The sequence below is a fragment of the Stenotrophomonas thermophila genome (assembly GCF_001499715.1).
In the GTDB taxonomy this organism is placed as follows: Bacteria; Pseudomonadota; Gammaproteobacteria; order Xanthomonadales; family Xanthomonadaceae; genus Stenotrophomonas; species Stenotrophomonas hibiscicola.
The window spans coordinates 229,185-254,483 of record NZ_CVIW01000023.1 but is presented as its reverse complement, the minus strand read 5'-3'; the positions used below and the strand labels follow the sequence as shown (position 1 = coordinate 254,483).

General features: G+C 67.0%; 24 protein-coding genes and 1 pseudogene. 4 read left to right on the top strand and 21 right to left on the bottom strand.

Going from position 1 to position 25,299, the window contains the following annotated elements; translation table 11 throughout:
- A partial coding sequence (locus tag BN1263_RS12250; RefSeq protein ID WP_144435351.1) for a PAS domain-containing protein occupies window positions 1-415 on the bottom strand: 415 nt, incomplete at its 3' end.
- Between the two features lie 575 nt (window positions 416-990).
- On the opposite strand from BN1263_RS12250, the gene BN1263_RS12245 reads away from it, so the two are divergent.
- Window positions 991-2,079, top strand: a complete 1,089-nt coding sequence (locus tag BN1263_RS12245) for a DUF5694 domain-containing protein (protein WP_058981430.1) — start codon at window positions 991-993, stop codon at window positions 2,077-2,079.
- Between the two features lie 39 nt (window positions 2,080-2,118).
- Here BN1263_RS12245 and BN1263_RS12240 read toward each other — a convergent pair whose 3' ends face one another.
- The 10 genes from BN1263_RS12240 to BN1263_RS12195 all read right to left on the bottom strand — a co-directional run bounded on the left by BN1263_RS12240 (window position 2,119) and on the right by BN1263_RS12195 (window position 12,240).
- Entirely contained in the window at window positions 2,119-2,349 is a 231-nt protein-coding gene (locus BN1263_RS12240) for a hypothetical protein (protein ID WP_058981428.1), read from the bottom strand.
- A 62-nt stretch (window positions 2,350-2,411) separates the two neighbouring features.
- Window positions 2,412-4,601 (bottom strand): PAS domain S-box protein, encoded by a 2,190-nt coding sequence (locus BN1263_RS12235; RefSeq protein WP_058981426.1) that lies wholly within the window; start codon window positions 4,599-4,601, stop codon window positions 2,412-2,414.
- A gap of 209 nt (window positions 4,602-4,810) precedes the next feature.
- Window positions 4,811-7,198 carry a Tex family protein gene (locus BN1263_RS12230; protein ID WP_058981424.1) on the bottom strand — a complete coding sequence of 796 codons (2,388 nt, stop codon included), beginning with the start codon at window positions 7,196-7,198 and terminating at the stop codon, window positions 4,811-4,813.
- Between the two features lie 207 nt (window positions 7,199-7,405).
- The gene (locus BN1263_RS12225) at window positions 7,406-7,621 is read right to left on the bottom strand and encodes a hypothetical protein (RefSeq protein WP_058981422.1); all 216 of its coding nucleotides are present in this window, start codon (window positions 7,619-7,621) and stop codon (window positions 7,406-7,408) included.
- A 734-nt stretch (window positions 7,622-8,355) separates the two neighbouring features.
- Window positions 8,356-8,808, bottom strand: coding sequence for a hypothetical protein (locus BN1263_RS12220; RefSeq protein ID WP_019660259.1), 453 nt, complete (start codon window positions 8,806-8,808; stop codon window positions 8,356-8,358).
- Complete coding sequence (locus BN1263_RS12215; RefSeq protein ID WP_058981420.1) at window positions 8,805-9,008, bottom strand: PspC domain-containing protein; 204 nt, start codon at window positions 9,006-9,008, stop codon at window positions 8,805-8,807. The genes BN1263_RS12220 and BN1263_RS12215 overlap by 4 nt, the downstream gene beginning before the upstream one ends.
- A 64-nt stretch (window positions 9,009-9,072) precedes the next feature.
- Window positions 9,073-9,441: a YfeK family protein gene (locus BN1263_RS12210; RefSeq protein ID WP_031269840.1), complete on the bottom strand. Its 369-nt coding sequence runs from the start codon at window positions 9,439-9,441 to the stop codon at window positions 9,073-9,075.
- A 33-nt stretch (window positions 9,442-9,474) separates the two neighbouring features.
- Window positions 9,475-10,542 (bottom strand): class III poly(R)-hydroxyalkanoic acid synthase subunit PhaC, encoded by a 1,068-nt coding sequence (gene phaC / locus BN1263_RS12205; RefSeq protein WP_021202818.1) that lies wholly within the window; start codon window positions 10,540-10,542, stop codon window positions 9,475-9,477.
- Window positions 10,539-11,603: a class III poly(R)-hydroxyalkanoic acid synthase subunit PhaE gene (gene phaE / locus BN1263_RS12200; protein WP_058981418.1), complete on the bottom strand. Its 1,065-nt coding sequence runs from the start codon at window positions 11,601-11,603 to the stop codon at window positions 10,539-10,541. Before phaE ends, phaC begins: the two co-directional genes overlap by 4 nt.
- 22 nt (window positions 11,604-11,625) lie before the next feature.
- Window positions 11,626-12,240 carry a CDP-alcohol phosphatidyltransferase family protein gene (locus tag BN1263_RS12195; RefSeq protein WP_019660264.1) on the bottom strand — a complete coding sequence of 205 codons (615 nt, stop codon included), beginning with the start codon at window positions 12,238-12,240 and terminating at the stop codon, window positions 11,626-11,628.
- Between the two features lie 350 nt (window positions 12,241-12,590).
- Between BN1263_RS12195 and BN1263_RS12190 the strand changes: the two genes are divergently transcribed.
- Complete coding sequence (locus BN1263_RS12190) at window positions 12,591-13,235, top strand: class I SAM-dependent methyltransferase (RefSeq protein ID WP_058981417.1); 645 nt, start codon at window positions 12,591-12,593, stop codon at window positions 13,233-13,235.
- Between the two features lie 119 nt (window positions 13,236-13,354).
- Here BN1263_RS12190 and BN1263_RS12185 read toward each other — a convergent pair whose 3' ends face one another.
- The 5 genes from BN1263_RS12185 to ppsR all read right to left on the bottom strand — a co-directional run bounded on the left by BN1263_RS12185 (window position 13,355) and on the right by ppsR (window position 17,646).
- Window positions 13,355-14,722 carry an MATE family efflux transporter gene (locus BN1263_RS12185; RefSeq protein WP_058981416.1) on the bottom strand — a complete coding sequence of 456 codons (1,368 nt, stop codon included), beginning with the start codon at window positions 14,720-14,722 and terminating at the stop codon, window positions 13,355-13,357.
- 120 nt (window positions 14,723-14,842) lie between these two features.
- Complete coding sequence (locus BN1263_RS12180; RefSeq protein WP_058981415.1) at window positions 14,843-15,472, bottom strand: DUF2239 family protein; 630 nt, start codon at window positions 15,470-15,472, stop codon at window positions 14,843-14,845.
- Between the two features lie 143 nt (window positions 15,473-15,615).
- Window positions 15,616-16,104 carry an NUDIX hydrolase gene (locus BN1263_RS12175; RefSeq protein WP_005417168.1) on the bottom strand — a complete coding sequence of 163 codons (489 nt, stop codon included), beginning with the start codon at window positions 16,102-16,104 and terminating at the stop codon, window positions 15,616-15,618.
- Window positions 16,105-16,146: 42 nt separating this feature from the next.
- Window positions 16,147-16,656: a DUF1249 domain-containing protein gene (locus BN1263_RS12170; RefSeq protein ID WP_058981414.1), complete on the bottom strand. Its 510-nt coding sequence runs from the start codon at window positions 16,654-16,656 to the stop codon at window positions 16,147-16,149.
- Between the two features lie 168 nt (window positions 16,657-16,824).
- A complete protein-coding gene (gene ppsR / locus BN1263_RS12165) occupies window positions 16,825-17,646 on the bottom strand; it encodes a phosphoenolpyruvate synthetase regulatory kinase/phosphorylase PpsR (protein ID WP_005417170.1) in 822 nt (273 codons plus the stop codon).
- A gap of 144 nt (window positions 17,647-17,790) precedes the next feature.
- Here ppsR and ppsA point away from each other — a divergent pair, with 144 nt between their 5' ends.
- A complete protein-coding gene (gene ppsA / locus BN1263_RS12160; RefSeq protein ID WP_058981413.1) occupies window positions 17,791-20,169 on the top strand; it encodes a phosphoenolpyruvate synthase in 2,379 nt (792 codons plus the stop codon).
- Window positions 20,170-20,314: 145 nt separating this feature from the next.
- Window positions 20,315-21,214 carry a mechanosensitive ion channel family protein gene (locus tag BN1263_RS12155; RefSeq protein ID WP_058981412.1) on the top strand — a complete coding sequence of 300 codons (900 nt, stop codon included), beginning with the start codon at window positions 20,315-20,317 and terminating at the stop codon, window positions 21,212-21,214.
- A gap of 168 nt (window positions 21,215-21,382) precedes the next feature.
- On the opposite strand, the gene BN1263_RS12150 is transcribed toward BN1263_RS12155, so the two are convergent.
- The 5 genes and pseudogenes from BN1263_RS12150 to BN1263_RS12130 form a co-directional block, all read right to left on the bottom strand.
- A complete protein-coding gene (locus BN1263_RS12150) occupies window positions 21,383-22,498 on the bottom strand; it encodes an alkene reductase (RefSeq protein ID WP_058981411.1) in 1,116 nt (371 codons plus the stop codon).
- A gap of 139 nt (window positions 22,499-22,637) precedes the next feature.
- Window positions 22,638-23,512, bottom strand: a pseudogene (locus BN1263_RS12145) (EcsC family protein).
- 142 nt (window positions 23,513-23,654) lie between these two features.
- The gene (gene orn / locus BN1263_RS12140; protein ID WP_058981410.1) at window positions 23,655-24,227 is read right to left on the bottom strand and encodes an oligoribonuclease; all 573 of its coding nucleotides are present in this window, start codon (window positions 24,225-24,227) and stop codon (window positions 23,655-23,657) included.
- Window positions 24,228-24,301: 74 nt separating this feature from the next.
- The gene (gene tadA, locus BN1263_RS12135; protein ID WP_058981408.1) at window positions 24,302-24,826 is read right to left on the bottom strand and encodes a tRNA adenosine(34) deaminase TadA; all 525 of its coding nucleotides are present in this window, start codon (window positions 24,824-24,826) and stop codon (window positions 24,302-24,304) included.
- A gap of 75 nt (window positions 24,827-24,901) precedes the next feature.
- Window positions 24,902-25,261: a winged helix-turn-helix transcriptional regulator gene (locus BN1263_RS12130; protein WP_032961582.1), complete on the bottom strand. Its 360-nt coding sequence runs from the start codon at window positions 25,259-25,261 to the stop codon at window positions 24,902-24,904.
- Window positions 25,262-25,299: the final 38 nt, after the last annotated feature.

Here is a 25,299-nt window from a genome sequence, read left to right as displayed (position 1 = left end):
AGGCCTGGATCCAGATCTCGCGCTGGCCCTTGCCGAACCGGCGGTACTGCCCGGCGTCGTATTCGCCGCGCCCCAAGCGCGCCCAGAAGTCGCGGTACTCGGCGCTGCGCGCCTGCTCGGGGTCGACGAACAGGGAATGATGCCTGCCTTGGATCTCCTCCAGCCGGTACCCCATCGCCTGCAGGAAATTGTCATTGGCCTGCAGGATGGTTCCGTCGAGCGCGAACTCGATGACGGCCTGCACGCGATGCAGCGCGGCCACCTGCGCCTCCAGCTCGGTGCGGCCGGTCATCGCCTTCGCTGTGCCGGTGCGTTGCTGCGGCGCCAGCACGCCAAGCAGCGTACGCCACGGCGACCATCGGGTATGCAGCTCGTCCGGCGCCTGCGCGCCTGCCATGAAGCCTGGAATGAGCATTGTCTGATCCTCGGTGTCCGGTAAGCGGTTGTGACCCGCCGGGCGGGATGCCCGGCGGCAACATCAGTTGCCAGGGACTACAGGTGCCCACGGCACCTCTCGAGCGACTGCCAAGAACGTCTGCTGCGGGTGCGATCGGCATCTGGGGCGGCGGAGCACACTGCGCGGACCACCCATCGGGGGCAGCCTGGGTCCTGCGGCGGGTGACTGGAGCGGGATCCAGACGGGATATCGGCGATGCCGTCGGCCGCTTTAGCGGCATTCCGCGACGTCCGTCGCAACTCCGTCCATTGCAGGCGGAATGCGGTGGACGATTGCCGTGTACTTTACGCCTTTCTCACGTGTCCCCGCCTTCACACCAAGGCATTGGGCCAATGAACGGCTGGACCGGATCCGTTCCGCCACCGGTTGGCGGAACGCTGTACAGCGCAGGCGCAGGGAGGCAGCCGACCACATCGCCGACAGAAGGATGCAGCTCAAGGAAAAAAGGTTTACATGACCGATGCGGGGTTCGCCCGCAGGGGAAAACCACCAGCATGAAGGTCCCGCGGGATGCTCATTTACATGGAGATCGCATGTTCCCTCGCTTTGCCAGCCTTCTTCTCTTGGCCCTATGCAGCAGCAATGCGCTGGCCACCGGCACCGCCTATCGACCGGCCTTCCACCCGGACCAGCTGAAGAGCCCCCCCGCAGGACGCCCCAACCAGGTACTGGTGCTGGGCAGCCCGCACCTGTCGAGCCTGCCGGAGGCCTTCACGCCGGCAATGCTGGAACCTCTGCTGCAGCGCCTGGAGGCCTGGCGGCCCACCGCGATCGCCGTGGAGAACGTGTCCGGCCTGCAGTGTGACTTCATGCGCCGCAATCCGGCCCGATACGCGGAGAGCGTCGCGGACTACTGCGTCGATCCGGCACCGGCGCAGGCCGCCACCGGTCTGGACGTGCCCAGCGCCAACGTGGAAATGGAACGCCTGCTTGCAGATTGGCCCAAGGCGCCAAGCGCTGCCCAGCGACGTCGCTTGGCCGCAGTCTTCCTGGCTGCGGGCGAGAGCAGCTCGGCAGTCGTCCAATGGCTGCGGCTGCCCCGGGAAGAGCGCCGTGCGGCCGACAGCCTGACTCCGGAGCTGGTGCAGTTTCTCGACACGCGCATGACCCGCCGCAACGAGGCCGTCCTGGTGGCCGGCGTGCTTGCCGCACGCCTCGGACTGGAACGCCTGTGGTCGGTGGACGACCACACTGCGGATTCGCCCACACCGGAATCGCAGCAGAAGGCCTACGCTGCCGCCATACGCGGCGCCTGGGACAACGCCTTCGTCAAAGCACGCAGGGCGGCTGATGAACGGCTCGAAGCCAATCTTGTTCAACCGGAAGGATTACTCGCGATGTATCGCGCCTACAACGCACCCGAGACCGCGATGGTGGCGTTCAACAGCGACTTCGGCGCGACGCTTGTCGAACCCTCACCGGAAGGCTTCGGCCGCAACTACCTGGGCTACTGGGAAACCCGTAACCTGCGCATGGTCGCCAACATGCGCGACGTGCTCGGCCAGCATCCAGGCACCCGCATGCTGACCATCGTCGGCGCGTCACACAAGGGCTATTACGAGGCTTACCTCAACCTGATGCATGACGTGCAGCTGGTCAGTTCGGATGAAGTACTGCGCTGACGCAACTGCGCATGGGGGATGCGATAACCATCCACCGCATCACTCCACCGCGTTCCTGCCCGCCCGCCACAGTATGATGCTGGCGGCACCGATGCAGGACAGCGTGAACACCAGCAAGGCGACCGCGCCGCCCTGCAGCACCGGCAGCAGGGCCTGCGCGTGCAGGTCGCCGCGCAGCTGTTCCGCACGCAGGCAGGCGGCCAGGGCCAGGCACCAGCCGACCATTGCCGGGGCGTAGGCACGCAGCGTCACCGGGTTGCAGACATTCATGGGACCACCTGTAGGAGGGGAAGTGCGCGGAGTATTCGCGCACGCCCTCTCACAGGTTGAGATCAGCCCTCGGTCGGATCGATGTCGCCGCCCGGCAGCTCACTCGCCTCGCCCTGTACCTGCACGTTGTTGCGGCCCATTGCCTTGGCCCGGTAGCACTGGGCATCGGCCGCCGCCACGGCCTGGTCGACGCTCATCCCGCCCGTCAAGGGCGCGATGCCGATGCTGGCGCCCACATGCAGGCGGTCCTGGTCCCACGGAATCGACAGCGACGCCAGGGTGTGCAGCAGCTCGCCGCCAATGCGCGCTGCACGACGCGGCGTGCAACCGGACAGGATCACCGCGAACTCATCGCCACCCAGCCGCGCCACCACATCCGAATCCCGCACGCCGTGGCGCAGCACGCTGGCCACCGCCCACAGCACGGCGTCACCGGCCAGATGGCCCCAGGTGTCGTTGACCGGCTTGAAGCGGTCCAGGTCGATGTACATCAGCGAGGCGGCCTGGCCAGTACGCTCCACGCGGGTGATCGCCTGCTGCAGATGCACCTCGAAGCCACGACGGTTGCTCAGCTCGGTCAGCGGATCGATCTCGGCCAGGTGGCGGGCTTCGCGCTGCCGCGCCCGCTGCTGGGTGTCGTCGCGCAGCACCCACACCGCGCCGCGCACATGGCCCTCGTCATCGCGCAGCCAGGCGCGGGTCAGATCGACCGGGATCGTGGCCGTGCCCAGGCGCAGCAGAAGATCGGCATGCAGGTCCACCGCATTGCTTTCCGGGTCCAGCAGCACGGATACATCAAGCACCGAGCCGGGCGCGTATTCGGTGGTCAGCGCCAGCACGTCCTGCACGTTGTGCCCTGCCAGCGACAGCGCGCCATCACCGGCGAGGGTGCGGACAGCAGCGGCGTTGGCGTAATCGATACGACCGTCCAGACTGACGCTGAGCACCAGATCGGCCACGGCATCGAGGGTGATGCGGCTGCGCTGCTCGCTCTCGAACAGGCGCTGTTCGCTGCTGCGCTGGGCGCTGATGTCCTGGATCTGCGACACGAAATGCAGCGGCTCGCCATGCTCGTTGCGCACCAGCGAGACCGACAGCCGCGCCCAGATCACCTTGCCGTCGCGATCGAGATAGCGCTTTTCCAGGTGATAGTGACTGCGCCGCCCGGCCAGCAGATCCTGCACCAGGGCCAGGTCGGCCTGCAGGTCATCGGGGTGGGTCAGGCGTTGGAAATCAACCTGCAGCAGTTCCTCGCGGGGGTAGCCCAGGATCCGGCACAGGGCGTCATTGACGTCCAGCCAGCGCCCCTCCAGCGACACCAGCGCCATGCCCAGCGCCGCCGACGTGAACGCACCGGCGAATTTCTCCGCCGCCAAGCGTGCTTCGGCACGTGCCTGCAGGATCTCGGTGATGTCGATGGACATGCCGACGTAGCCGATGCGCGCGCCGCCGGCACCATCCATGCGGCTGATCGACAGGCGCACCTGGCGTGGCTGGCCGTCCTTGCGCCGCAATGTCCATTGCCTTGAATAGGTCTGCGCATCGGCACGGGCGCTGAGGGCTTCAAACGCGCCCGGCAGGCGTCCGTCCGCAGCCGCCAGCGGGCGCAGCCATGCCGCCAACTCGTCCGGATCGTGGAAATCACCCAGTCGCCGCTGTCCGACCACTTCCTCCGCGCTGTATCCCAGCAGGCGTTGCGCACCGGTATTGAACAGGGTAATGGTGCCTTCGGTATCGGTCGCGATCACCGCCACCTCGTCGGACGCATCGACCACGGCCTGCAGCCGCTGCCGGCTTTCGGCGGCGTCCTGCCGCGCCTGCTGCAGCTCGGTCACGTCGGCATGCGCACCGGCCATCCACAGCGGTCGTCCCTGCCCATCCCATTCGAACACGCGGCCACGGTCGTGGATCCATATCCACTGGCCGTTCTTGTGGCGCATGCGGAGCAGGCAGACATAGTTGTCGCTGCGGCCTTCAAAATGATCCTCAAGTGCCGCGTCGGACAGGACGATGTCATCGGGATGGACCAGCTTCAGGAACGTCTTCTGGCACACCGGCTCCAGCTCTTCCAGGCGATAACCGACGATCTCCGCCCAGCGCGCATTGACCCGCATCTCGCCGGTCTGCACGTTCCACTCCCAGGTGCCGGCGGCGGTGCCGTCAATGATCATCGCCAGGCGACGACGCTCTTCGGCCAGCGCCTGCAGGCGCCGCTCCAGCAACCCGTTGCCGTTGGCTCCCTGGCCGGCCATCAACCCGTACCCCGGCCCGCACAGAGAGGCAGCGGCCGCAGCGCGACGCTGCAGACCTCAACGAAGACGACGGGTCCTGCTGGCGTCATGGCCCTCCCCAGCAACAGCGGGGTGGCCGGACGCCTCCCCTCAAGCGCAAGTGTGCGCAATCACGGGGAAAATCGACAAGTCCCCCCGCCACGAATCAAGCGTGACGGGGAACACGGTCCTCAACTGCGCTTGGCGCGGGCGAAGGCTTCGGCCAGGGCGTTGTTGGCCGGGGGCGCGGACGCGGCGGGACGGCCGCCATTGCCCTGGCCCCGGTACGGCCCGCGGTTCTGGCCGCCTGCATCGCGGCGCGGACCCTGCCCATGGCCGCGCTCATCACGCTGGCCCGGGCGGCTGGTGGCTTGGCCGGGGGTATCGTCCAGGCGCCGGGTCAGGGCGATGCGCTTGCGCGCCACGTCCACCTCCAGCACCTTCACCTTGACGATATCGCCGGCCTTGACCACGTCGCGCGGGTCCTTCACGAACGTATCGGACAGGGCCGAAATGTGGATCAGGCCATCCTGGTGCACACCGATATCGACGAAGGCACCAAAGGCCGCCACGTTGCTTACCACACCCTCGAGCACCATGCCCTCGCGCAGATCCTTGATGTCCTCGACGCCCTCGGCGAAGCGTGCCGCCTTGAACTCGGGGCGTGGGTCTCGGCCCGGCTTCTCCAGTTCCTTGAGGATGTCACGCACGGTCGGCACGCCGAAGGTGGCATCGGTGAACTGCTCGGCCTTCAGGCCGCGCAGGAAGCTGCCATCACCGATCAGCGCCTTGATCGGGCGCGCGGTGCTGGCCACGATGCGCTCGACCACCGGGTAGGCTTCGGGGTGTACCGCCGAAGCATCCAGCGGCTCATCACCGTCGGCAATGCGCAGGAAGCCCGCGCACTGTTCAAAGGTCTTCTCGCCCAGGCGCGCCACCTTCAGCAGGTCCTTGCGGCGCTTGAACGGGCCGTTCGCATCACGGTGGCGCACGATGTTCTCGGCCACCGTGGCCGACAGGCCGGACACCCGCGACAACAGTGCAGCCGAAGCGGTGTTCACGTACACGCCCACCGCGTTCACGCAGTCCTCCACGCGGGCATCCAGCGCGCGCGCCAGGCGGTACTGGTCCACATCGTGCTGGTACTGGCCGACACCGATGGCCTTGGGTTCGATCTTCACCAGTTCGGCCAGCGGGTCCTGCAGGCGGCGGGCGATCGACACCGCCCCACGTAGCGACACGTCCAGCTCCGGGAACTCCCTGGCCGCGAACTCGGACGCCGAGTACACCGACGCGCCGGCCTCGCTGACCACCACCTTCTGCAGCTTCGGGTTGCCAGCGGCCTTGATCGCTTCGCCGGCCAGCTTGTCGGTTTCACGGCTGGCGGTGCCGTTGCCGATCGCGATCAGTTCCACGTTGTGCTTGGCGCACAGCTGCTTGATCGTCTGCAGCGACTGCTCCCACTGGCGACGCGGCTCGTGCGGGTAGATGGTGTCGGTGGCCACCAGCTTGCCGGTGGCATCGACCACGGCGATCTTGCAGCCGGTGCGGATGCCCGGGTCCAGTCCGAGCACGGTCTTCGGGCCGGCGGGTGCCGCCAGCAACAGGTCCTTCAGGTTGTCGCCGAACACCGCGATGGCCTCGGCTTCGGCCTTCTCACGGGCCTGGTTGAACAGGTCCAGCAGCAGGTGCGTGTGCAGCTTGGCGCGCCAGGTGAGCCGGCAGGCGTCCAGCAGCCAGCGGTCGGCGGCGCGGCCCTGGTCGGCGATGCCGGCCCTGCGCGCCACGCGCCCTTCGGCGTACTGGTGGCCGGCCTCGGCATCACTGCCGGGGTCCAGCTCCAGGAACAGGATCTCCTCGCGGCGCGCGCGAAACAGCGCCAGCAGCCGGTGCGAGGGAATCTTCGCCAACGACTCGGCGTGATCGAAGTAATCGCGGTACTTGGCGCCTTCGGTTTCCTTGCCCTCGGCCACGCGCGCGCGGATCACGCCGGTTTCGCCCAGCCAGGTGCGCAGTTCGCCGACCAGCGCGGCGTCTTCACCCCAGCGCTCCATCAGGATCGCGCGCGCACCTTCCAGCGCAGCCTTGGTGTCGGCCACGCCTTTGTCGGCATTGACGAAGCTGGCCGCAAAGCTCTGCGGGTCCTGCGTCGGGTCGGCCAGCAGGCCATCGGCCAGCGGCTCCAGCCCCGCCTCGCGGGCGATCTGGGCGCGGGTACGGCGCTTGGGCTTGTACGGCAGGTACAGGTCTTCCAGACGGCTCTTGGTATCGGCGGCCAGGATGTCGTTGCGCAGTTCGTCGCTGAGCTTGCCCTGTTCGCCGATGCTGGCCAGCACCGCTGCGCGACGGTCCTCCAGCTCGCGCAGGTAGGTCAGGCGCACTTCCAGGTTGCGCAGCTGGGTGTCGTCCAGGCCGCCGGTCACTTCCTTGCGGTAGCGCGCGATGAACGGAACGCTGGCGCCCTCGTCGAGCAGGCCGACGGCGGCGCGCACCTGGGCGGACTGGGCACCGATCTCGTCGGCGATGGTCTGGGCGATCTGCTGGGCGAGCGCGCTCTGGGCGTTCTTGGCGTCGTGCATTGCTTCAGGTCTGTGCCGCATTACGGGAAGACCCCATTCTGGCAACCCGCGACGGAGCCGGACAAGGCATTGACAGGGCGCAAGGTTCAGCGGCGTAGCCGGATTGGACGCCGGCATCCTGGCAAAGCGCGGGCCCGGACTGGCCCTGGGCTGGGATGCCGGCGCGGGCGCGCGATGGTGGGCGCGCCCTGCCGCGTGTTACGAAGGTCAGCGGTAGTGGCTGGCGGCGCGCTGCATGACGATCTCGTCACGCATGCCTTCCAGGGCCATCAGGCGGACCTTGCCGACACCCTGCAGTTCCATGAACCGCTCCGTGTAGAACTCCGGCCCCAGCGCGGTGTCGGCGCGGGATTTGCTGAAGCCGTAGGGCACCACGCCCTTCTCGCCATCCTTGCTACCACCGACATAAAGAACGATTGCCATGTGATGTATTCCTCCAAATTGCTACTGCGTACTGCACTCGATGAGCGATGCTGCGAGCTCATCGAGGGAGAGCTTACCGCGTCGAACCTGACTGGAACGTCACGAAGGCTAATGACGATCGGTTGCATGCAGATGACTGCGGGATCGCAGCAGAATGCTTACGGATCTTTAACTTCCGGCTAACGAATCCGTGGGGGATTCCCGCCAACGGCGCAGCCCCTCGTGGGTGGTTTGGTTGTTCGCGGAAAGCTGGTTTCCCGGGGGCTGGCCGGGAGGGTGGGTAGTGCGGGGACGCCGTGAACCCGTCCTTGGGGGCTTGGCCGCGGCATCCATGCCGCGGACACCCCGCCCCACCCACCCTCCCGGCCGCTGACAGGTTCCTGATGCCTGCCTCCCCCCACGGAAAAGAAAAAAGAAGATCAAAAGCAAAAACGGCTTGGCCGGCTGATTTGTTGCTTCCTGTAGAGACCAGCCAAGCCAAGCCATGCCCCGCTCGCGAGCAAGCGCAGCGCGCGACCCGCTTCTGCTGTTCTATTTCTTCTCCGTGGCTGGACGCGCACGGAAACTGTCAGGGGCCGGGCGGGTGGGTTCGCGGGACCGTTGGCGCCATGGATGGCGCCATCGAGCCCCCAGGGACGGGTTTACGGCGTGTCCCGCGAACCCACCCCGCCCGGCCCAATCACATGAAACGCATTCCGCGACCACCCACGAGGGGCTGCGCCGTTGGCTGGAAACTACGGCCACCAGCCACGCCCGAACCGGGCGAAATGATCGGCCGCCCGTTCGAACGGATTGCGCGCACTCACCCCGCCGCACAGCAGGTATACCGGCAGGTACAGCGGGCCCAGCACCATGTACTGGTACACGTGCGCACGTTCGTGATCATCCAGCCGGATCAGCGGTTCCACGCCCCACCCCGCCTGATGCGCATAGGTGCGGCAGGAAATCCCCAGGTCATGGCCGGTATGCAGGATCACGTTCCCCAGCGTGATCGCCCCGCCTGGCCCCCACGGCCAGCGATCGAACACCAGCGCACAGTCGCGCGCGCTCCAACGCAATGACGCGCCGCCGAGCATACCGGCCAGGCCGCCAATCAGGCCGAGCAGCGAATTGGGCAACGTCCATGCTGCGCCCAGCATCTGCAGCGCACGCAGCCACAGCGGCCAGGGTCGAGCGGCCGTGTTCAATCGGCCTCGTTCGGCATCAGCAGCCACAGGATCAGGTAGATCAGAATGCCGGGGAAGGCGGCCGAGCCAATCGATATCAGCACGAACACGATCCGCACCAGCGTGGGGTTCCAGCCGAAGCGGTGGGCGATGCCGCCCATCACGCCGGCGATCATGCGATCGTTCAATGAGCGCGACAGCGTCTTGGGCGTGGTGTTCATGGCAGCGGCTCCGGAAAACGGACAAGGCAGTCGAGCATGGCTGGACTCTACACCGCCCCGATGTCTACGGCGTGCGGTGGCGCAGGGCCTGCAGGCGTGCGCCGAACCAGGCGGCTGCGGTCTGTTCAGGCTGTCCTGGACACTGGATGCGGTAGGGCTTGCCACTCATGCTGCTCTGGCTGGCAGCGCGCTCGATGAACTGCTCGGCGCTGTCCACCATGTCCTTCTTCAGCAGGTAGTCGTACTTGCGCTGCAGGTGCGCGCGCGCATCACTGCCATCGTGCCAGCTGCCATTGCGCTGGAAGCGGCATTGGGAGCCGTCCAGGCTGGCGATCAGCTGGGCGATCTCCCGCCGTGCATCCGCACTGGGTGCGGCGTGGGCAAGCGGCGCTGCCAGCAGTGCCGCAAGAATCAACAGAATCCGGTACGTCATCATCCCCCCAGGTCAGTCGAGCATGGCTCGACTCTACAGGTCACGCGCCTTCAACCAGCCATCGATCGTGGCCGGCACTTCGCGCTGCGCACGGCCGGAAACGTAGATGCCGATATGCCCACCACGGAAACTGGACTCGGTGTAGTCATCCGTACCCAGGCGCCCACGCATCGCGCGCGAAGCATCCGGTGGCACCAGATGGTCCTGTTCTGCATAGATGTTCAGCACCGGCAGGGTCACCTGCGACAGATCCACCGCTTCCTCGCCGATCCGCACCGTGCCGTTCATCAATCCGTTGCCCTGGTAGAACTGCTTGATGAAGTCGCGGAACGCCTCGCCCGCCAGATCCGGTGAATCGAAGATCCACTTCTCCATGCGCAGGAAGTCCTCCAGCGCGGCCTTGTCATCGAGGATGTCGAGCAGGCCCACGTACTTCTGCACATTGAGGCGGAACGGCTTGAGCATCAGATAACTGGCATTCATCAGGTCGGCCGGGATGTTGCCCAGCGTATCCACCAGCAGGTCCACATCCACCTGCCGCGCCCAGTGCGAGAGCATGTTGTCGGCCGTCTGGAAATCGACCGGGGTGACCATGGTGATCAGCTTGCCCAGCTTCTGCCGGCGCAACGCGGCGTAGCAGAGTGCGAACACGCCGCCTTGGCAGATACCCAGCAGGTCGACCGGGCCACCACTGCGCGCACGCAGCGCATCGACGGCACCATCGATGTAGCGCAGCAGGTAGTCCTCCAGGGTCTGGAAGCGCTCCGAGCGATCCGGGTAGCCCCAGTCCAGCACGTACACGTCCTGGCCCAGCGCCAGCAGCTTCTGCACCAGCGAACGGTCGGCCTGCAGGTCGACCATGTACGGACGGTTGACCAGCGCGTAGACGATCAGCAGCGGCGTACGCCGGGTCGGTGACTGTTCGCCGACGAAGCGGTACAGCACCACCTTGCCGTCGCGCCAGACTTCCTCACGCGCGGTCACGCCATAGTCCACGTCTTCCACCTGCGGCAGCAGCTTCAGCCCTTCCATCAGCTTGCGCTGCATGGCCAGGGTTTCCTGCATCAGGTCATCGGCGTTGAAGCCCAGCGGCCCCTTCATCGGTCACGCGTCCGAGTGGAAGTGCGAGGTGCGGCCTTTTTCGCTGACGCCTTTTTCGCAGCCGCCTTCTTTGCCGGCGCGGCCTTCTTCGCGGCCTTGCGTACGGCCGGCTTCACCTTCGCCGGCGCCGGCTGCGCCACTGGGTCCACCTCGGCAGTTCCAGCCAGCGCCGCCACCTGTGCCTGCAGGCGGCGCAGGCTGCGCTCCAGCTCGGCGATACGGCGGTGTGCGGCATCCATCTCGCTGCGGGTCGGCAGGCCGATACGTTCACTCATCTGTTCCACCTCGCGCTGCAGGCCGGCACGCAGGCGCATCTGCGCGTTGCCCAGCGAGGCGTACACCTGCTGGAACGGTTCGGACATGGCGACCTTGGCGTAGGCCTCCTCGGCCACTTCGATCCACAGGTCGAACATCGCGCGGGCGCTGGTCAGCTGGCTGCCCGGCTGTTCGTGCTCGGCCAGGCGCTGCTCGAACAACGCAAAGGCCTCGTCCAGTGCCCGCTTGATCAGGTCGACATAGGCGCGCGAATGCTGCTGGTATTCTTCCTGCGCACGCAGCAGGGCCTGCCAGCGCGCCTGGTGCTCGCGGCCGGGGCCGAATGCCGGGCTCTGCAGCCATGGGCCCGCCTGCAGCTGGAACTGCTGCAGCCATGCGGCGAATTCGGGCACGGCGGCGCCGGCGTGGGTGCTGCCACGGGCCCCTTGCAGCATCCATTGCAGCATGCCATCTCCCTGCCCCTGCACCGCCTCACGCCAGGCCTGGGCCACATCGGCACTGCTGGCGTCGCGGCCGGCAAACCGAGCGGCGACCTCTTGCATGGTGCCGTACCAGCTCCCGGCCTGTTCGCGGAACCGGCGCACGGCATCTTCCGGCGCGCCTGGGCCCTGTTCCGGCAACAGCTGGCCCCACCAGTCGAACAGGCGCTGCCAGCTGCCCGGGTCGTCGCCCGCCGGTGCGCTGGGCGTGCCCGCGTGGCGCAGGGCATCGCCCCAGGCGCCGAAGTACTGCCGGGCCAGGGTCTCGAAATCACTGCTGCCGGCGTCGTGGGCCGAGCTGGTCATCGCAGGCCTCCGCAGGGCTGGCTCATGGCTTGGGAATGCGCAGGGTCTTGCTGATCATCAGCGACCCGGACAGGGCGAACAGCAGCACCATCGGGTGCAGCTGCCACGGGCCGATCTGCCACTGGCCGAACCAGATGTTCTGGCCGATGGCATCGGTACCGGCGGCGATCGCCAGCACGATCACCAGCACCAGGCTGGTCGGGATAGGGGTGCCTTCAAAATACGTGACCTTGCCCTCGTCGCCGGTCATTGCCTCGGCGGTGACGTTGTAGCGCGCCAGGCGGCTGACGCCACAGCAGACGAAATAGCTCAGCACCAGCCAGTCCCAGCCGCCCTGCATGCCACATGCATAGGCCAGCGCCGCCGGCGCGACGCCGAACGAGATCACGTCGGACAGCGAATCCAGCTCGCGCCCCAGGGTGGAGCTGGACTTGCGCCAGCGCGCGATGCGGCCGTCGAGGGCGTCGAAGATGAAGGCCAGCGGTATCAGCGCCATGCCGAACAGCAGGTAGCCGCGCTCGCCGTCCTGCAGGAAGCGCATTGCGGCAAACACCGCACCGGTGCCGCAGAAAGCATTGGCCAAGGTGAACCAGTCGGCCAGCTGGAATTCGCGCAGCATCGAGAAGTGACGTTTCATGGGGTCTCACGGAGCATCGAGGCCCACAGGTTACCGCGAGCGCCGCTGCCGGCGACAGCGCCGGCAGGCCGCGGCCTTCACCGTTCCCTCACGCGCCCTCACCGGCGGTGAATTTTTCGCCACCCATCTTGACAGCCTAGGGGGGTGGAGCCTGTCGCGGTTTATCCACAAAGTTGCCCACGCGTAATCCACACCCCCTGTGGACAACCAGATCTCACCGACTGCGACGCTGGACATTTGCTCATCACCCTGCAGCGGGGTTTCCCTACTTCCCAAGCCGCAAGGTCAGCGCTATGGTCATCGGCGGACCCGCCGCCGCCACGTCCGAATCTCTTCGATGGACGACGACGATGCTGGATGCTTCCACCCTGGCCGCGCAGCTGCGGCAGCCTCATGGCGACGCCGCACTGGCGGTGGCCGACTCGATGAACCGCAGCAACAGCGCCCTGAACCTGGCCGCGATCGGGCTGCTGGCGGTGGCGGCCGGCGAACGCATCCTGGAGATCGGCCCCGGCAATGCGGCCTTCGCGCCCCAGCTGTTGCAAGCGCCGGGCAGCCAGTACCTGGGCGTTGAACTGTCCGCCGCCATGGTCGAGGCCGGCAACCGGCGGCTGGCCAGTGCCGGCCTGGGCGACCGGGCCGCGATGCGGCTTGGCGATGCCCATTCGCTGCCGGTGGACGAGGCATCCGTGGATGCCGCACTGGCGGTCAACACCCTGTACTTCTGGCCCAACCTGGCCCCGGTGCTGGACGAGCTTGCGCGCGTACTGCGCCGGGGAGGGCGGCTGTGCCTGGCGTTCGGCGATGCGGCCTTCATGCGCAGCCTGCCGTTTGCCGCCGATTTCCAGCTGCACGAACTGGACGCAGTTGAGCTGGCGATGCGCGTGTCGGGATTCAACATCTCGGCCTGGCGCAGCCATCGCGAAACTGCTGCCGGCAATGACGGGCAGACGCGGGAGAAGCATTTCCACCTGCTGCTGGCGCATCGGCGCTGATTGCCGCCGGGCATGGCCCGGCGCTACCCGACCCGCATCGGCGTGGATTTTCGCCGGATGCGATCCGACCGAGCGGTGGAGCCGGCCGCTGGCCGGCTGCCCCGGCAATGGCGCTGCGGTCAGGCCGCCGCCGGCAACCGGCTGCGCCACCTCGCGAAACACATCATCTGCAACACCAGCATCGCCACCAGTCCCAGCGGCCACGCCCACCACAGGCCGGTCAGCCCGTGCCGCGCCTGCAGCCACATCGCCAGTGGCAGCTCCAGCAGCAACACCGCTGTCATGCCCAGCAACGCCGGCAGCAGCACAGTCCCGCTGCCGCGCATCACGCCGACCAGCACCGTGGTGCCGCCCATCGCCGGCACGCCCCACACCACCGTGCGCAGCTGAAGTGCGGCCAGTTCGCGCACCTCCGGCGCCGCCAGGATCAGGCCGGTCAGCCACGGCGCCAGCGCCATCACCAGCAGCACCACGACCGTCAGCATCGCCAGGCCCAGCAGCACCCCGGTGCGGGCAATGGCGGGCAATCGTGCCGCACGTCCTGCCCCCATCGCATGCGCGGCGAGGATGGTGGCGGTGATGCCCAGCGACATGGCCGGCAGCTGCACCCAGCTCATCAACTGGTTGACCGCACCGTAGGCCGCCGTGGCGGTGTAGCCATAGCGGTTGATCCAGCCGAGCAACACGATCTCGGCAATGGCCAGGCTGAGCATCTGCAGCGAGGACGGCACGCCGATGCGCAGCATCGAACGAATGATCGCGCCATCGAAACGGATGGCCCGCAGCAGCTCATGGCCGGGTGCCAGCGGATGCCCCAGGCGATGCCAGCTCCACAGCAACCAGACCAACGCCAGCAGCGAGGCAAATGCTGCCGACACCGCGGCACTGGCCGCGCCCAGCTGCGGCAGGCCGCCCCAGCCGAGGATCAGCAGTGGCGTGCACAGCAGGCCGAGCACGGTCGCCAGCAGCAGCGCGTGCAGCGGCGTCTTTGCATCACCCACCGCGCGGCTCACGGCCGTCGCCAGCCACAGCAGGAAGAACACCGGCGCACTCAGCAGCAGCACCCGCGCATAGACGATGGCCTCGCCGAGGACCGGCGCCGGCGTCCCCAGTGCCGCCAGCATCTGCGGCGCGAACACGCCGCCCACGCCCATCACCAGCAGCGACAACAGCAGAATCAGTGCCACCGCACTGCCGGCCACCGCGCGCGCCTGTTGCGGCCGGCCCGCGCCCCAGGCTTGGCCGATCAGCACCATCGCACCGGTCGCCAGACCCATTACCAGGGCCAGCAGCAGGAAGAAGACAGGAGAGAACGCTGCGGCGGCGGCCACCGCCTGCGTACCCAGTAGATGGCCGAGGTAGATGTTGTCCAGCGTGCCTGCGGCCAGCTGCAACGCGTTGGTCAGCAGCATCGGCAGCAGCAGGATCAGATAGGTGCGCCAGAGGGGCGGCGCGACCGGGGGGATCGGATGTGCGGGGGTGTCCATGGGGTTCTCTGGGCAAGGCGCTGCCCTGCCCGGCGTTTCCGCCAGCAAAGCAAGCACAGGGGAGCGGGCGGTCGTGGCCCGCGATCAGGTGGCGCCGCCGCTCAGCAACGGCGCAGTGGCTCAGCCGTCTGCGTGGTCCGAAGAATCATCGAAGGCCAGGCGCAGGGCGTGATTGCGCACATCCTCGGGCCAGCTGCGCAACGTCATTTCCAGGCCCGCCCGGTCGTGCGCGAACAGGACACGGATGGCCTCCTCGAAACCCGGCAGGTCTCCGGCGATGGTCTGCAGGAAGTGATAGGCACGCTCGCTGTGGCGGCGCTGCCGGTCCTTGTCGGCACCAGCACGGCTGGCCGCCTCCACCAGCTTGCGCAGCACTACCGAGGCCCCGCCGGGCTGCTCGGCCAGCCACGCCCAGTGGCGCGGCAGCAGGGTCACTTCGCGTGCGACCACGCCCAGCTTGGGGCGGCCGCGGCCACGCGGAGTTGCCGGCGCCTCTTCGGCAGTAACGCCGGCATCCGCCTCGACGGCGGCGGGAAAGGCTTCGACGACCCGCGCCAGCACTTCTGCGTCACTGCCGCGCGTATCGAAATCGCGGGTGCGGCCGGTAACGTTGTCGAACACAAGCAGCGGACCGGCAGCGTTGCCGGCGCGCAGCTGTTTCAACGCGAGCGCAGCCACTTCCGGTGCACCGGAAGCAACCAGGCGGTGGCCGTCGAAGCAACTGAAAGGAGGGAGTCGGGACGCAGGCATGGCAATGGCATCAGAGGTGATGCGCGAATATTGCCCGGGTAATTTATGACTGTCAATATTGCCCGGGTATTAATCAACCAAAAGAGCGTGCCAACCCAGATTGGCACTCCCCGGAATGGTTGGCACCTCCCCGATTCACCGGGTCACAGCCGGCTGTAGGACCAACTGACCATGCGCCCGTCCTTGTACGGCATCACGCCGTGGAACGGGCGCGGGTCGGCGTCGAACACCAGCGGCAGGAAGTTGCGGTCGCCTTCCCACATCGGCAGCGTGTCCAGCTTGTCCAGATCTACCCACTCCAGCGTACCTTCGTGGTTGCCGCCGTGCGGGGTACCTTCGAAGCTGTCGATGACGAACACGAAGCCCAGCCAGTCTTCGCCGTGCTTGCCGAAACCGGGCCAGCTGAGAGTGCCGCGCAGGCGCATGCCGGTGCAGTCGATGCCGGCTTCCTCGGCAATCTCGCGGCGCATGCTGGCCGCCACGTCCTCGTCCGCTTCGATCTTGCCACCCAGGCCGTTGTACTTGCCGAGGTGATGGTCACCGGGACGGGTATTGCGATGGATCATCAGCACCTGGCGACGATCGGGCGACAGCACATAGCCCAGGGTGGCGACGATCGGGGTGTACGGCATGGGGCGGCATCCAGCGGCAGGTCAGCCCTGGATTATGGCCGATCAGCGCACCAGCGACAGGCGGCGCTCGGCAGGCGCACCGGCGCCATCGGGGTCACGGCGCAGCGTTGCGACGCCGTGGCCGCGCTCGGCCAGGTATTCCAGCCACTTGCCGAGGAAGGTGTTCATCCGCATGCGATGACTGATCAACTCCGCCGGCGGCGGGTACAGGCCCATGGTGTCCTGCCAGCGGCGGCCGACGTAGCAATGGGTGGTCTCGGCCTGGCGCGCGTCACGGTACAGGCGAACATAGGCCGAGGGATCCGGCTCGCCGGTGACCGGGTCGGCAATGTCGTAGGTCAGCCGCAGTTCCACCGTGTAGCGGTGGCACTCGATCACGTCCAGGCGAACGTCCAAGCCATCGCCGACCGAGGAGACGTAGCTGCCCGTCATCAGTCCAGCCGGTTCGAACAGGCGCACCAGATGGCGGTAGTTCTCCGCGTACAGGCCCATGAGCCAGCTCAGCCGGCTCAGGCGGGGAATGCGTTCGGTACGGGGCAAGGCTCGGGCCATGGGTCGATCCTACACGTTGGTGCTTCAACGTGGGGGCGGGATCACCCCGACCAAAGGGGCTCGGTATCGACCAACGGTCGATACCCACCGTGCAGGAGGGTCGATGCCCCAGCGCAGGAGGGTCATCACCCCGGAGGTAGGCCACGACCGTTGCTCGTGGCGCACGGATCAATACAGCTCGCGCTGCAGCCCCAATGTGGCCAGCACCTTGCTGGAAATCTCCTCGATCGAGGTATGCGTGGTGCTCAGGGTCGGAATCCGCTCCATGCGGAACATGGTCTCGGCCGCGGCCACCTCGCGCTTGCAGGTGTCCAGGTTGGCGTAGCGCGAGTTCGGGCGGCGCTCCTGGCGGATCTGCTGCAGGCGGTCCGGGTCGATGGTCAACCCGAACAGCTTGCGTCGGTAGTTGCGCAGGCGCGGCGGCAGGCGGTCGCTTTCCAGGTCCTCGTCGGTCAACGGGTAGTTGGCCGCGCGCACCCCGTAATGCAGGGCCAGGTAGATGCAGGTGGGCGTCTTGCCGGCGCGCGACACCGCCACCAGGATCACGTCGGCATCGTCGTAGTTCACCGCAATGCCATCGTCATGGGTCAGGGCGAAGTTCATCGCGTTGATGCGGCGGTGGTAGGTATCGAAATCGACCATGCCGTGGGCCTGGCCGACCCGGGCCAGGCGCGGGCTGGCCAGTTCACGCTCCAGGGGCTCGATGAACGGCGCGAACACATCCAGCATCAGCGCCCCGCTGTCGGCCAGGATCAGGCTCAGGCTCTGGTCCACGCAGGAGTTCACCACGATCGGCCGGACCTGGTAGCGCTCACCTGCCGCCTGGATCCGAGCGCAGGCTTCACGCGCTTTTTCGGGGTCGTCGACAAACGACATTCGGTCGGTAATGAAGCTGAATCCGGAGAACTGGGTCAGCAGGCTATGCCCAATGGTTTCAGCGGTGATACCGGTTCCATCGGAAACGTAGAACACCGGACGGATGGTCGACATGCGCGCTTTTACCCCCTACGAAGCTTAAAAAGGCCGCCAGCACAAGCTTGTGCCGACGGTGCTCTGCCCGGCATCATATCGGCTTCTTCCTACGGACGCGGCCACTCAGCCCGCCTCGGGCGATGGCCAAACGGAGCATCGCGCTTGAACGAGAACATCCTGTGGTTGCACGAACTGCGTCTGGCCGATCTGGCCCGCGTAGGCGGCAAGAATTCGTCCCTGGGCGAGATGATCGGCAACCTGGCCGGTCTGGGCGTTTCGGTGCCGGGCGGTTATGCCACCACCGCTGAAGCCTTCAAGGACTTCATCGCGCACAACGACCTGTCCAAGCGCATCTTCGACAGGCTGGCCACGCTGGACGTCGAGGACGTCAATGCGCTGACCGCCGCCGGCAAGGAAATCCGCGGCTGGGTAATTGACGCCCCGCTGCAGCCGCAGCTGGACCAGGACATCCGCACCGCCTACGCCAAGCTGAGCGCCGAGAATGGCGGCGGCGACGTGGCCGTGGCCGTGCGTTCGTCTGCCACTGCCGAGGATCTGCCGGATGCGTCCTTCGCCGGACAGCAGGAAACCTTCCTCAACGTGACCGGTGCCGACGACGTCGTGCACAAGGTCAAGGAAGTGTTCGCCTCGCTGTACAACGACCGCGCCATCGCCTACCGCGTGCACCACGGTTTCAAGCATGAGGACGTGTTCCTGTCCGCCGGCGTGCAGCTGATGGTGCGTTCGGGCGTCGGCTCCTCCGGCGTGCTGTTCACCCTGGACACCGAGTCCGGCTTCCGCGACGTGGTGTTCGTCACCTCCTCGTTCGGCCTGGGCGAGATGGTCGTGCAGGGCGCGGTCAATCCGGACGAATACTACGTCTACAAGCCCACCCTGCAGGCCGGCAAGCCGGCGATCCTGCGCCGCTCGCTCGGCAGCAAGGCGATCCGCATGGTGTATTCGGATGTCCCCGGTGAGCGCGTCCGTATTGAAGACACCCCGGCCGAACTGCGCACCACCTTCTCGATCAGCGACGAGGACGTGCAGGAACTGGCCAAGCAGGCGCTGGTCATCGAAAAGCACTACGGCCGCCCGATGGACATCGAGTGGGCCAAGGACGGTGTCAGCGGCAAGCTGTTCATCGTGCAGGCGCGCCCGGAAACGGTGAAGTCGCGCAGCCACGCCACCCAGATCGAGCGCTTCGCGCTGACCGAGAAGGGCGGCAAGGTGCTGGCCGAGGGCCGTGCCGTCGGCGCCAAGATCGGTTCGGGCGTGGCCCGCGTGGTGAAAACGCTGGACGACATGAACCGCGTGCAGCCGGGCGACGTGCTGATCGCCGACATGACCGATCCCGATTGGGAACCGGTGATGAAGCGCGCCTCGGCCATCGTCACCAACCGCGGTGGCCGCACCTGCCACGCCGCGATCATCGCGCGCGAGCTGGGCGTGCCAGCCGTGGTCGGTTCGGGCAACTCCACCCAGGTCATCGAGGATGGCCAGCTGGTCACCGTCAGCTGCGCTGAAGGCGATACCGGCTTCATCTACGAAGGCAAGCTCGGCTTCGAACGCACCACGACCGATCTGGGCAACATGCCGCCGGCCCCGCTGAAGATCATGATGAACGTGGCCAACCCGGAACGTGCCTTCGACTTCGGCCAGCTGCCGAACGCCGGCATCGGCCTGGCCCGCCTGGAAATGATCATCGCCAGCCACATCGGCATCCATCCGAACGCGCTGCTGGAATACGACCGCCAGGACGCGGCAACGAAGAAGAAGATCGACGAGAAGATCGCCGGCTACGGTGATCCGGTCAGCTTCTACGGGGACCGCCTGGCCGAAGGCATCGCCACGCTCACCGCCTCGGTTGCACCGAACCCGGTGATCGTGCGCCTGTCGGACTTCAAGTCCAACGAGTACGCCAACCTGATCGGCGGCAGCAACTACGAGCCGCACGAAGAGAACCCGATGATCGGCTTCCGCGGCGCCAGCCGTTACGTCGACCCGAGCTTCTCGGCCGCCTTCGCGCTGGAGTGCAGGGCCGTGCTGCGCGTGCGCAACGAAATGGGCCTGGACAACCTGTGGGTCATGATTCCGTTCGTGCGCACCCTGGAAGAAGGCCGCAAGGTCGTCGAGGTGCTGGAACAGAACGGCCTGAAGCAGGGCGAGAACGGCCTGAAGATCATCATGATGTGCGAAGTGCCGTCCAACGCACTGCTCGCCGATGAGTTCCTGGAGATCTTCGACGGCTTCTCGATCGGCTCCAACGACCTGACCCAGCTGAGCCTGGGCCTGGACCGCGACTCGTCGATCGTCGCGCACCTGTTCGACGAACGGAACCCGGCAGTGAAGAAGCTGCTGTCGATGGCGATCAAGGCAGCACGTGCCAAGGGCAAGTACGTTGGCATCTGCGGCCAGGGCCCGTCCGATCACCCGGATCTGGCCGAATGGCTGATGCAGGAAGGCATCGAGTCGGTGTCGCTGAACCCGGACACCGTGGTTGATACCTGGCTGCGCCTGGCCAAGCTGAAGGCCAACGGCTGATGCCGTGATGGGCTGACGTCGCTTTCATCGACGTCCGCCCATACTGCTGCTGCACGCAAGCCCCGCCTCTGCGGGGCTTGTTGTTTCTGGCGTCCGCGCACGCCCTGCCCCACGCAGACATCGCTACGCAACAAAGGACTTCCGCATGATCGCCGTCGCACCTCCCACCCCCGCCCCCGCCGCAACGCCCTGGTTCCACTCGCTCGACTGGGAGCGCCTGCTGGAAACCTACGGCGTGCCGTTGCTGGCCGCGATCGTGGTGCTGCTTGTGGGCCTGTGGGTGGCACGACGCCTGTCCAATGCCATGCCGCGCGCCACTGCGCGCATGGGCGTGGACCCGATGCTGGGCAGCTTCCTGCGCAACGTGGTCTATGCCACCTCACTCGTGATCGTGGCGCTGCTGGCCATCGACACGCTCGGCGTGAAGATCACCCCGCTGCTGGCCGTGCTCGGCACCGCTGGCCTCGCTGTTGGCCTTGCATTGAAGGATTCGCTGTCCAACATCGCCTCGGGCGTGATGCTGGTGACGCTGCGACCGTTCCGCGTGGGCGATGTGGTCACCGTGGCCGGACAGACCGGCACGGTGCGCGAAGTGCGCATCTTCCAGACCGTTCTGACTGGCGCCGACAACCAGCACACCACCATTCCGAACACGCTGATCACCGCCGCGCCGATCATCAACCTCACCGCCGAGCCGACGCGCCGCGTCGAACTGGTGATCGGCATCGGCTACGAAGACAACATCCAGCTGGCACGCGACACCGCGCTGGCGCTGATGAAGGCCGACCCGCGCGTGCTGCAGACCCCCGCACCGGACGTGGTGGTCTACGAGCTGGGCGCACACGCCATCAACCTCGGCATCCGTTGCTACGTGAAGTCGGCCGACTGGTTCGGCACCAAGGTCACGCTGCTGGAGCAGCTCAAGCTGGGCTATGACAAGGCCGGCATCAACATCCCGTACCCGCAGCAGGACATGCACCTGTACCTGCATGGAAAGGATGGCAGCGTGGTGGAGGCCGACGCGCTGGTGCGCGACAAGCCCTGATCCATCCCCGGGCTGCCGGCCAGCGGCCGGCACTACCCCCGCCGCCTGACTGAAATGCCGGCCAGCGGCCGGCACTACCCCCTCGCCGCCTGACTGGAATGCCGGCCAGCGGCCGGCACTATCCCTCGCCTCCCGGTAGTGCCGGCCGTTGGCCGGCAGCCTTCAGGATCAGGCCGCGACGCTCTCTTCCAGCGTCGGGTAATCGGTGAAGCCGACCGCTCCGCCACCGAAGAACGTCGCACGATCCGGCGGATTCAGTTCCGCCCCCAGCCGCAGGCGCTCAGGCAGATCCGGGTTGGCGATGAACGGCCGGCCGAAGCCAATCAGGTCAGCCCAGCCTTCGGCCAGTGCCTGCTCGGCACGCTCGGCGGTGTATTTGCCGGCGTAGATCAGCGTGCCCGGATAGACCATGCGCAACGCCTGCTTGAACGCCACCGGCATCAACGGTGCATCATCCCAGTCGGCCTCGGCGATGTGCAGGTAACCGACGCCGAGTTCGCCCAACAGGTGGGCTGCCGCCAGATAGGTCGCCTGCGGCGTATCGTCCACCGCGCCCTGCAACGTGGTCAGTGGCGCCAAGCGCACGCCGACGCGATCACCACCGACCACCGCAACCACCGCCTGCACCACCTCGCGCAGGAACCGCAGGCGGTTCTGCAACGCGCCGCCATAGCCATCGGTGCGCTGGTTGGCCTGCGAGTCGATGAACTGGTTGATCAGGTAGCCATTGGCACCGTGCAACTCTACGCCATCGAAGCCTGCGTCCAGCGCGTTGCGTGCCGCATGGGCGTAGTCGGCGACGATGCCCGGAATCTCGTCTTCGCGCAGCGCGCGCGGCATCGAATGCTGGATCATTTCGCCCACCCCGGTTTCGGGACCTGCCCCGGTCGGGTCGACGAACACCTTCACGCCTTCCGCCAACAACGCCGACGAGGACACTGGAGCGGCGCCGCCCGGCTGCAGCGCCACATGCGAGACCCGGCCGACATGCCACAGCTGGGCGTAGATGCGACCGCCGGCAGCGTGCACGGCATCGGTCACCCGGCGCCAGCCCTTCACCTGATCCGGGCTATGGATGCCCGGGGTCCAGGCATAGCCCTGGCCTTGAGGGCTGATCTGGGTGCCTTCGCTGACGATCAGGCCGGCGCTGGCGCGCTGCGCGTAAAACGTGGCCATTTCGGCAGTGGGCACGTTGCCGGCCGACGAGCGCGAGCGGGTCATCGGCGGCATCACGATGCGGTTGGGCAGCGTCAGTGCGCCCAGATGATGAGGAGTGAACAACATGGCGGCGATCTCTTGCGGGAGGAGTGCCACCAAGAATGGGGATGGCCCCCGCCAGGCAACAGGCACGCACTGGCAAAACAGTTGTTCCCCCACGGCAAGGATCACCCGGTACGAGGGCTCATCCACGCATGGCGTGGATCTACTCCAGCCTTGGCTCGATCCTTACCGCGCCATGCGCCACGCGGTCATAGCAGGCGCGCACCACATCTTCCCCGTACTTCAGCTCGAGCCGGCGCACGATGAAGTGGCCGCGCGCCATGTCCTGGTAGTAGTCGGTGAACATGGTATTCAGCGTTGCACCGGCGGCAGCACCGACGATCGGCACCGCCTGTGCGGCGAATTTCTCGGTAACCACCACGCCGAAGCGCGCCGCCACCTTTTCCACCATCTTCGCCAGCAGCTTGCCAGCTTCCTTTGGCGCCACGCCCAGGGTCAGGTCGCGGCCGGTCACCACGCGCCCGGCCAGCTCGGCCGACAGGTGGCGCATCACATCCGTGGTGAAGCCGCGGGCCAGGTAGTAGCCGGTCTCGCTGGCATCATCGCGCGGCGAGTTGCCGCCCAGCGCGAACACCTCCAGGCACGCCTGGCGGGTGCTGAACTCGGACAGGTCGAAGCCCTCGCTGCGGGCCACGTCGGCCACCGCACGCATCATGATGGTGGTCGACACCGGCAGCTCGATGAACAAGGCCGCGAAGCCGAAGGCCCCACCGACCGCGCCCGAGGTGGCCGCCGCCAGTTTGTGCCAGCGGGTGGACGCCCCCTTGCCGGGGGGTTGTCCATGCTCCACAGCGCGGCCTGTGCCGATTTGCTCAGCGCCGCCTGCACGGCGCCGTGGATGCGGTTGGAGACCGAGCTGGGCAGCGCCTTCACCGCGAACTCCAGCGGCGTGCCGACCAGGTTGGCCATGCGCGCGGTCAGGGTCGGCGCTTCCAGCAGGGCCACCGCGCGCTGCAGGTCGGACCAGTCGCGGGCGTCGTGGGGGATGTCGCGGGGAAGCAGGATCGGCTCGTTCATGGCGCCGATCTTAGCGCCAGGGAGTTGAACGGTTCGTCGCGAGGCACGCCAGAAGGGGCGGATCCGGCGCCTTGCCGGCCAGCGGCCGGCACTACCAGTTCGCGTGTCATCCGGTAGCGCCGGGCCGTGCCCGGCGTCGTTGTCAGGCAACCGGCAGGCCCGACAGCGCGCCCATGAACTGGCGGTAGTGGCGCAGCTCGGCGATTGAATCGTGTACATCGCTCAGCGCGGTATGGTTGCTGTTCTTGCCGACGCCGGCGGCCACGCTCGGCGCCCAGCGCTTGGCCAGTTCCTTCACGGTGGACACGTCCAGGTTGCGGTAGTGGAAGTACTTCTCCAGCCGCGGCATCTGGCGGTGCAGGAAGCGGCGATCCTGGCAGATCGAGTTGCCGCACATCGGCGAAAGGCCGGCCGGGATCCACTGCGCCAGGAAGTTCACCGTCTGCGCTTCGGCCTGGCCCAGGGTGGTGGTGCTGTCCAACACACGCTGCCACAGGCCCGAGCGACGATGCTGGTTGCGGTTCCACTCGTCCATCGCTTCCAGCGTTTCCAGCGGATGGTGGATGGCAAACTCGGGGCCTTCAGCCAGCACATTGAGCTGGGCGTCGGTGACCACCGTAGCGATCTCGATGATCGAATCGTTGTCGGTATCCAACCCGGTCATCTCCAGGTCGATCCAGATCAGTCGCTCGTTGGCCGCGCCGTTGTCCGCCATGTGTCGCCTCGTTGCTGGGCAGGCGCGCGGCCCACCGGTGAAGGAAAGGGGCGCCCATCATACCCTTTCGCCCCTCAGCCCTCGCCGGCGTGGTCTTCCAGCAGCAATGGCGGCTTGCCGCGCTTGGCGCGGAAATAATTGGTCAGGCGCATGCTGGCCTCCTTGGCCAGCACTCCACCGTGGATCTCCACCCGGTGATTGTGCCGGGCATCACCCAGCAGGTCGAACACGCTGCCGCAGGCGCCGGTCTTGGGGTCGCTGGCGCCGTAGACCAAGCGGGCGACGCGTGCATGCACGATGGCCATCGCGCACATCGCGCACGGTTCCAGGGTCACGTACAGGGTGCTGCCGAGCAGCCGATGATTGGCCAGCCGCGTGCCACCGGCCCGCATGGCCACGATCTCGGCATGCGCACTGGGATCGTGCGAGGCGATGTTGAGGTTCCAGCCCTCGCCCAGCAGCTGGCCATCGGCGCCCACCAGTACCGCACCAACGGGGATCTCATCGTACTCGCGCTGCGCACGCTCGGCCAGCGCCAGCGCATGGCGCATCCAGTGTTCATCGGCGTCGTGCACCGGTACACCCAGGGCGTCGGTCATGGCGGTTCTCGCGTGTCTGCAGGGCCAGGATGGCCGCCGGGGCCGCATTGTACGCGCGCGGCCGTGCAGGCGGCGCTAACGCGCGTCGAAGCGCTCGCGGGCAGCGTCCAGCGCCGGGAAATTGTGCTCGGCCCAACGGTCCAGGGCGGACAGCGTGTCAACCAGTCCACGTGCGACCTCGGTCAGCCGGTATTCCACATGCAGTGGCTTGCTGCCCCGCTCACACCGCTCGACCAGGCCGTTGCGCTCCAGCTGCCGCAGGGTCTGGGTCAACACCTTCTGCGAGATGCCTTCGATCTTCCTCAGCAGCGCGCCATTGCGTTGCGGGCCCTGCGCCAGCGCCGGCAACAGCAGCATCACCCACTTGCCCGAGATCAGCGCCAGCGCATCGCGTGCCGAGCAATCGGCGGCATAGACATCGCCCGGATAGGCCATGGTTACCTCAAGGTGCGTAATTGCCGGGCCATACCGGC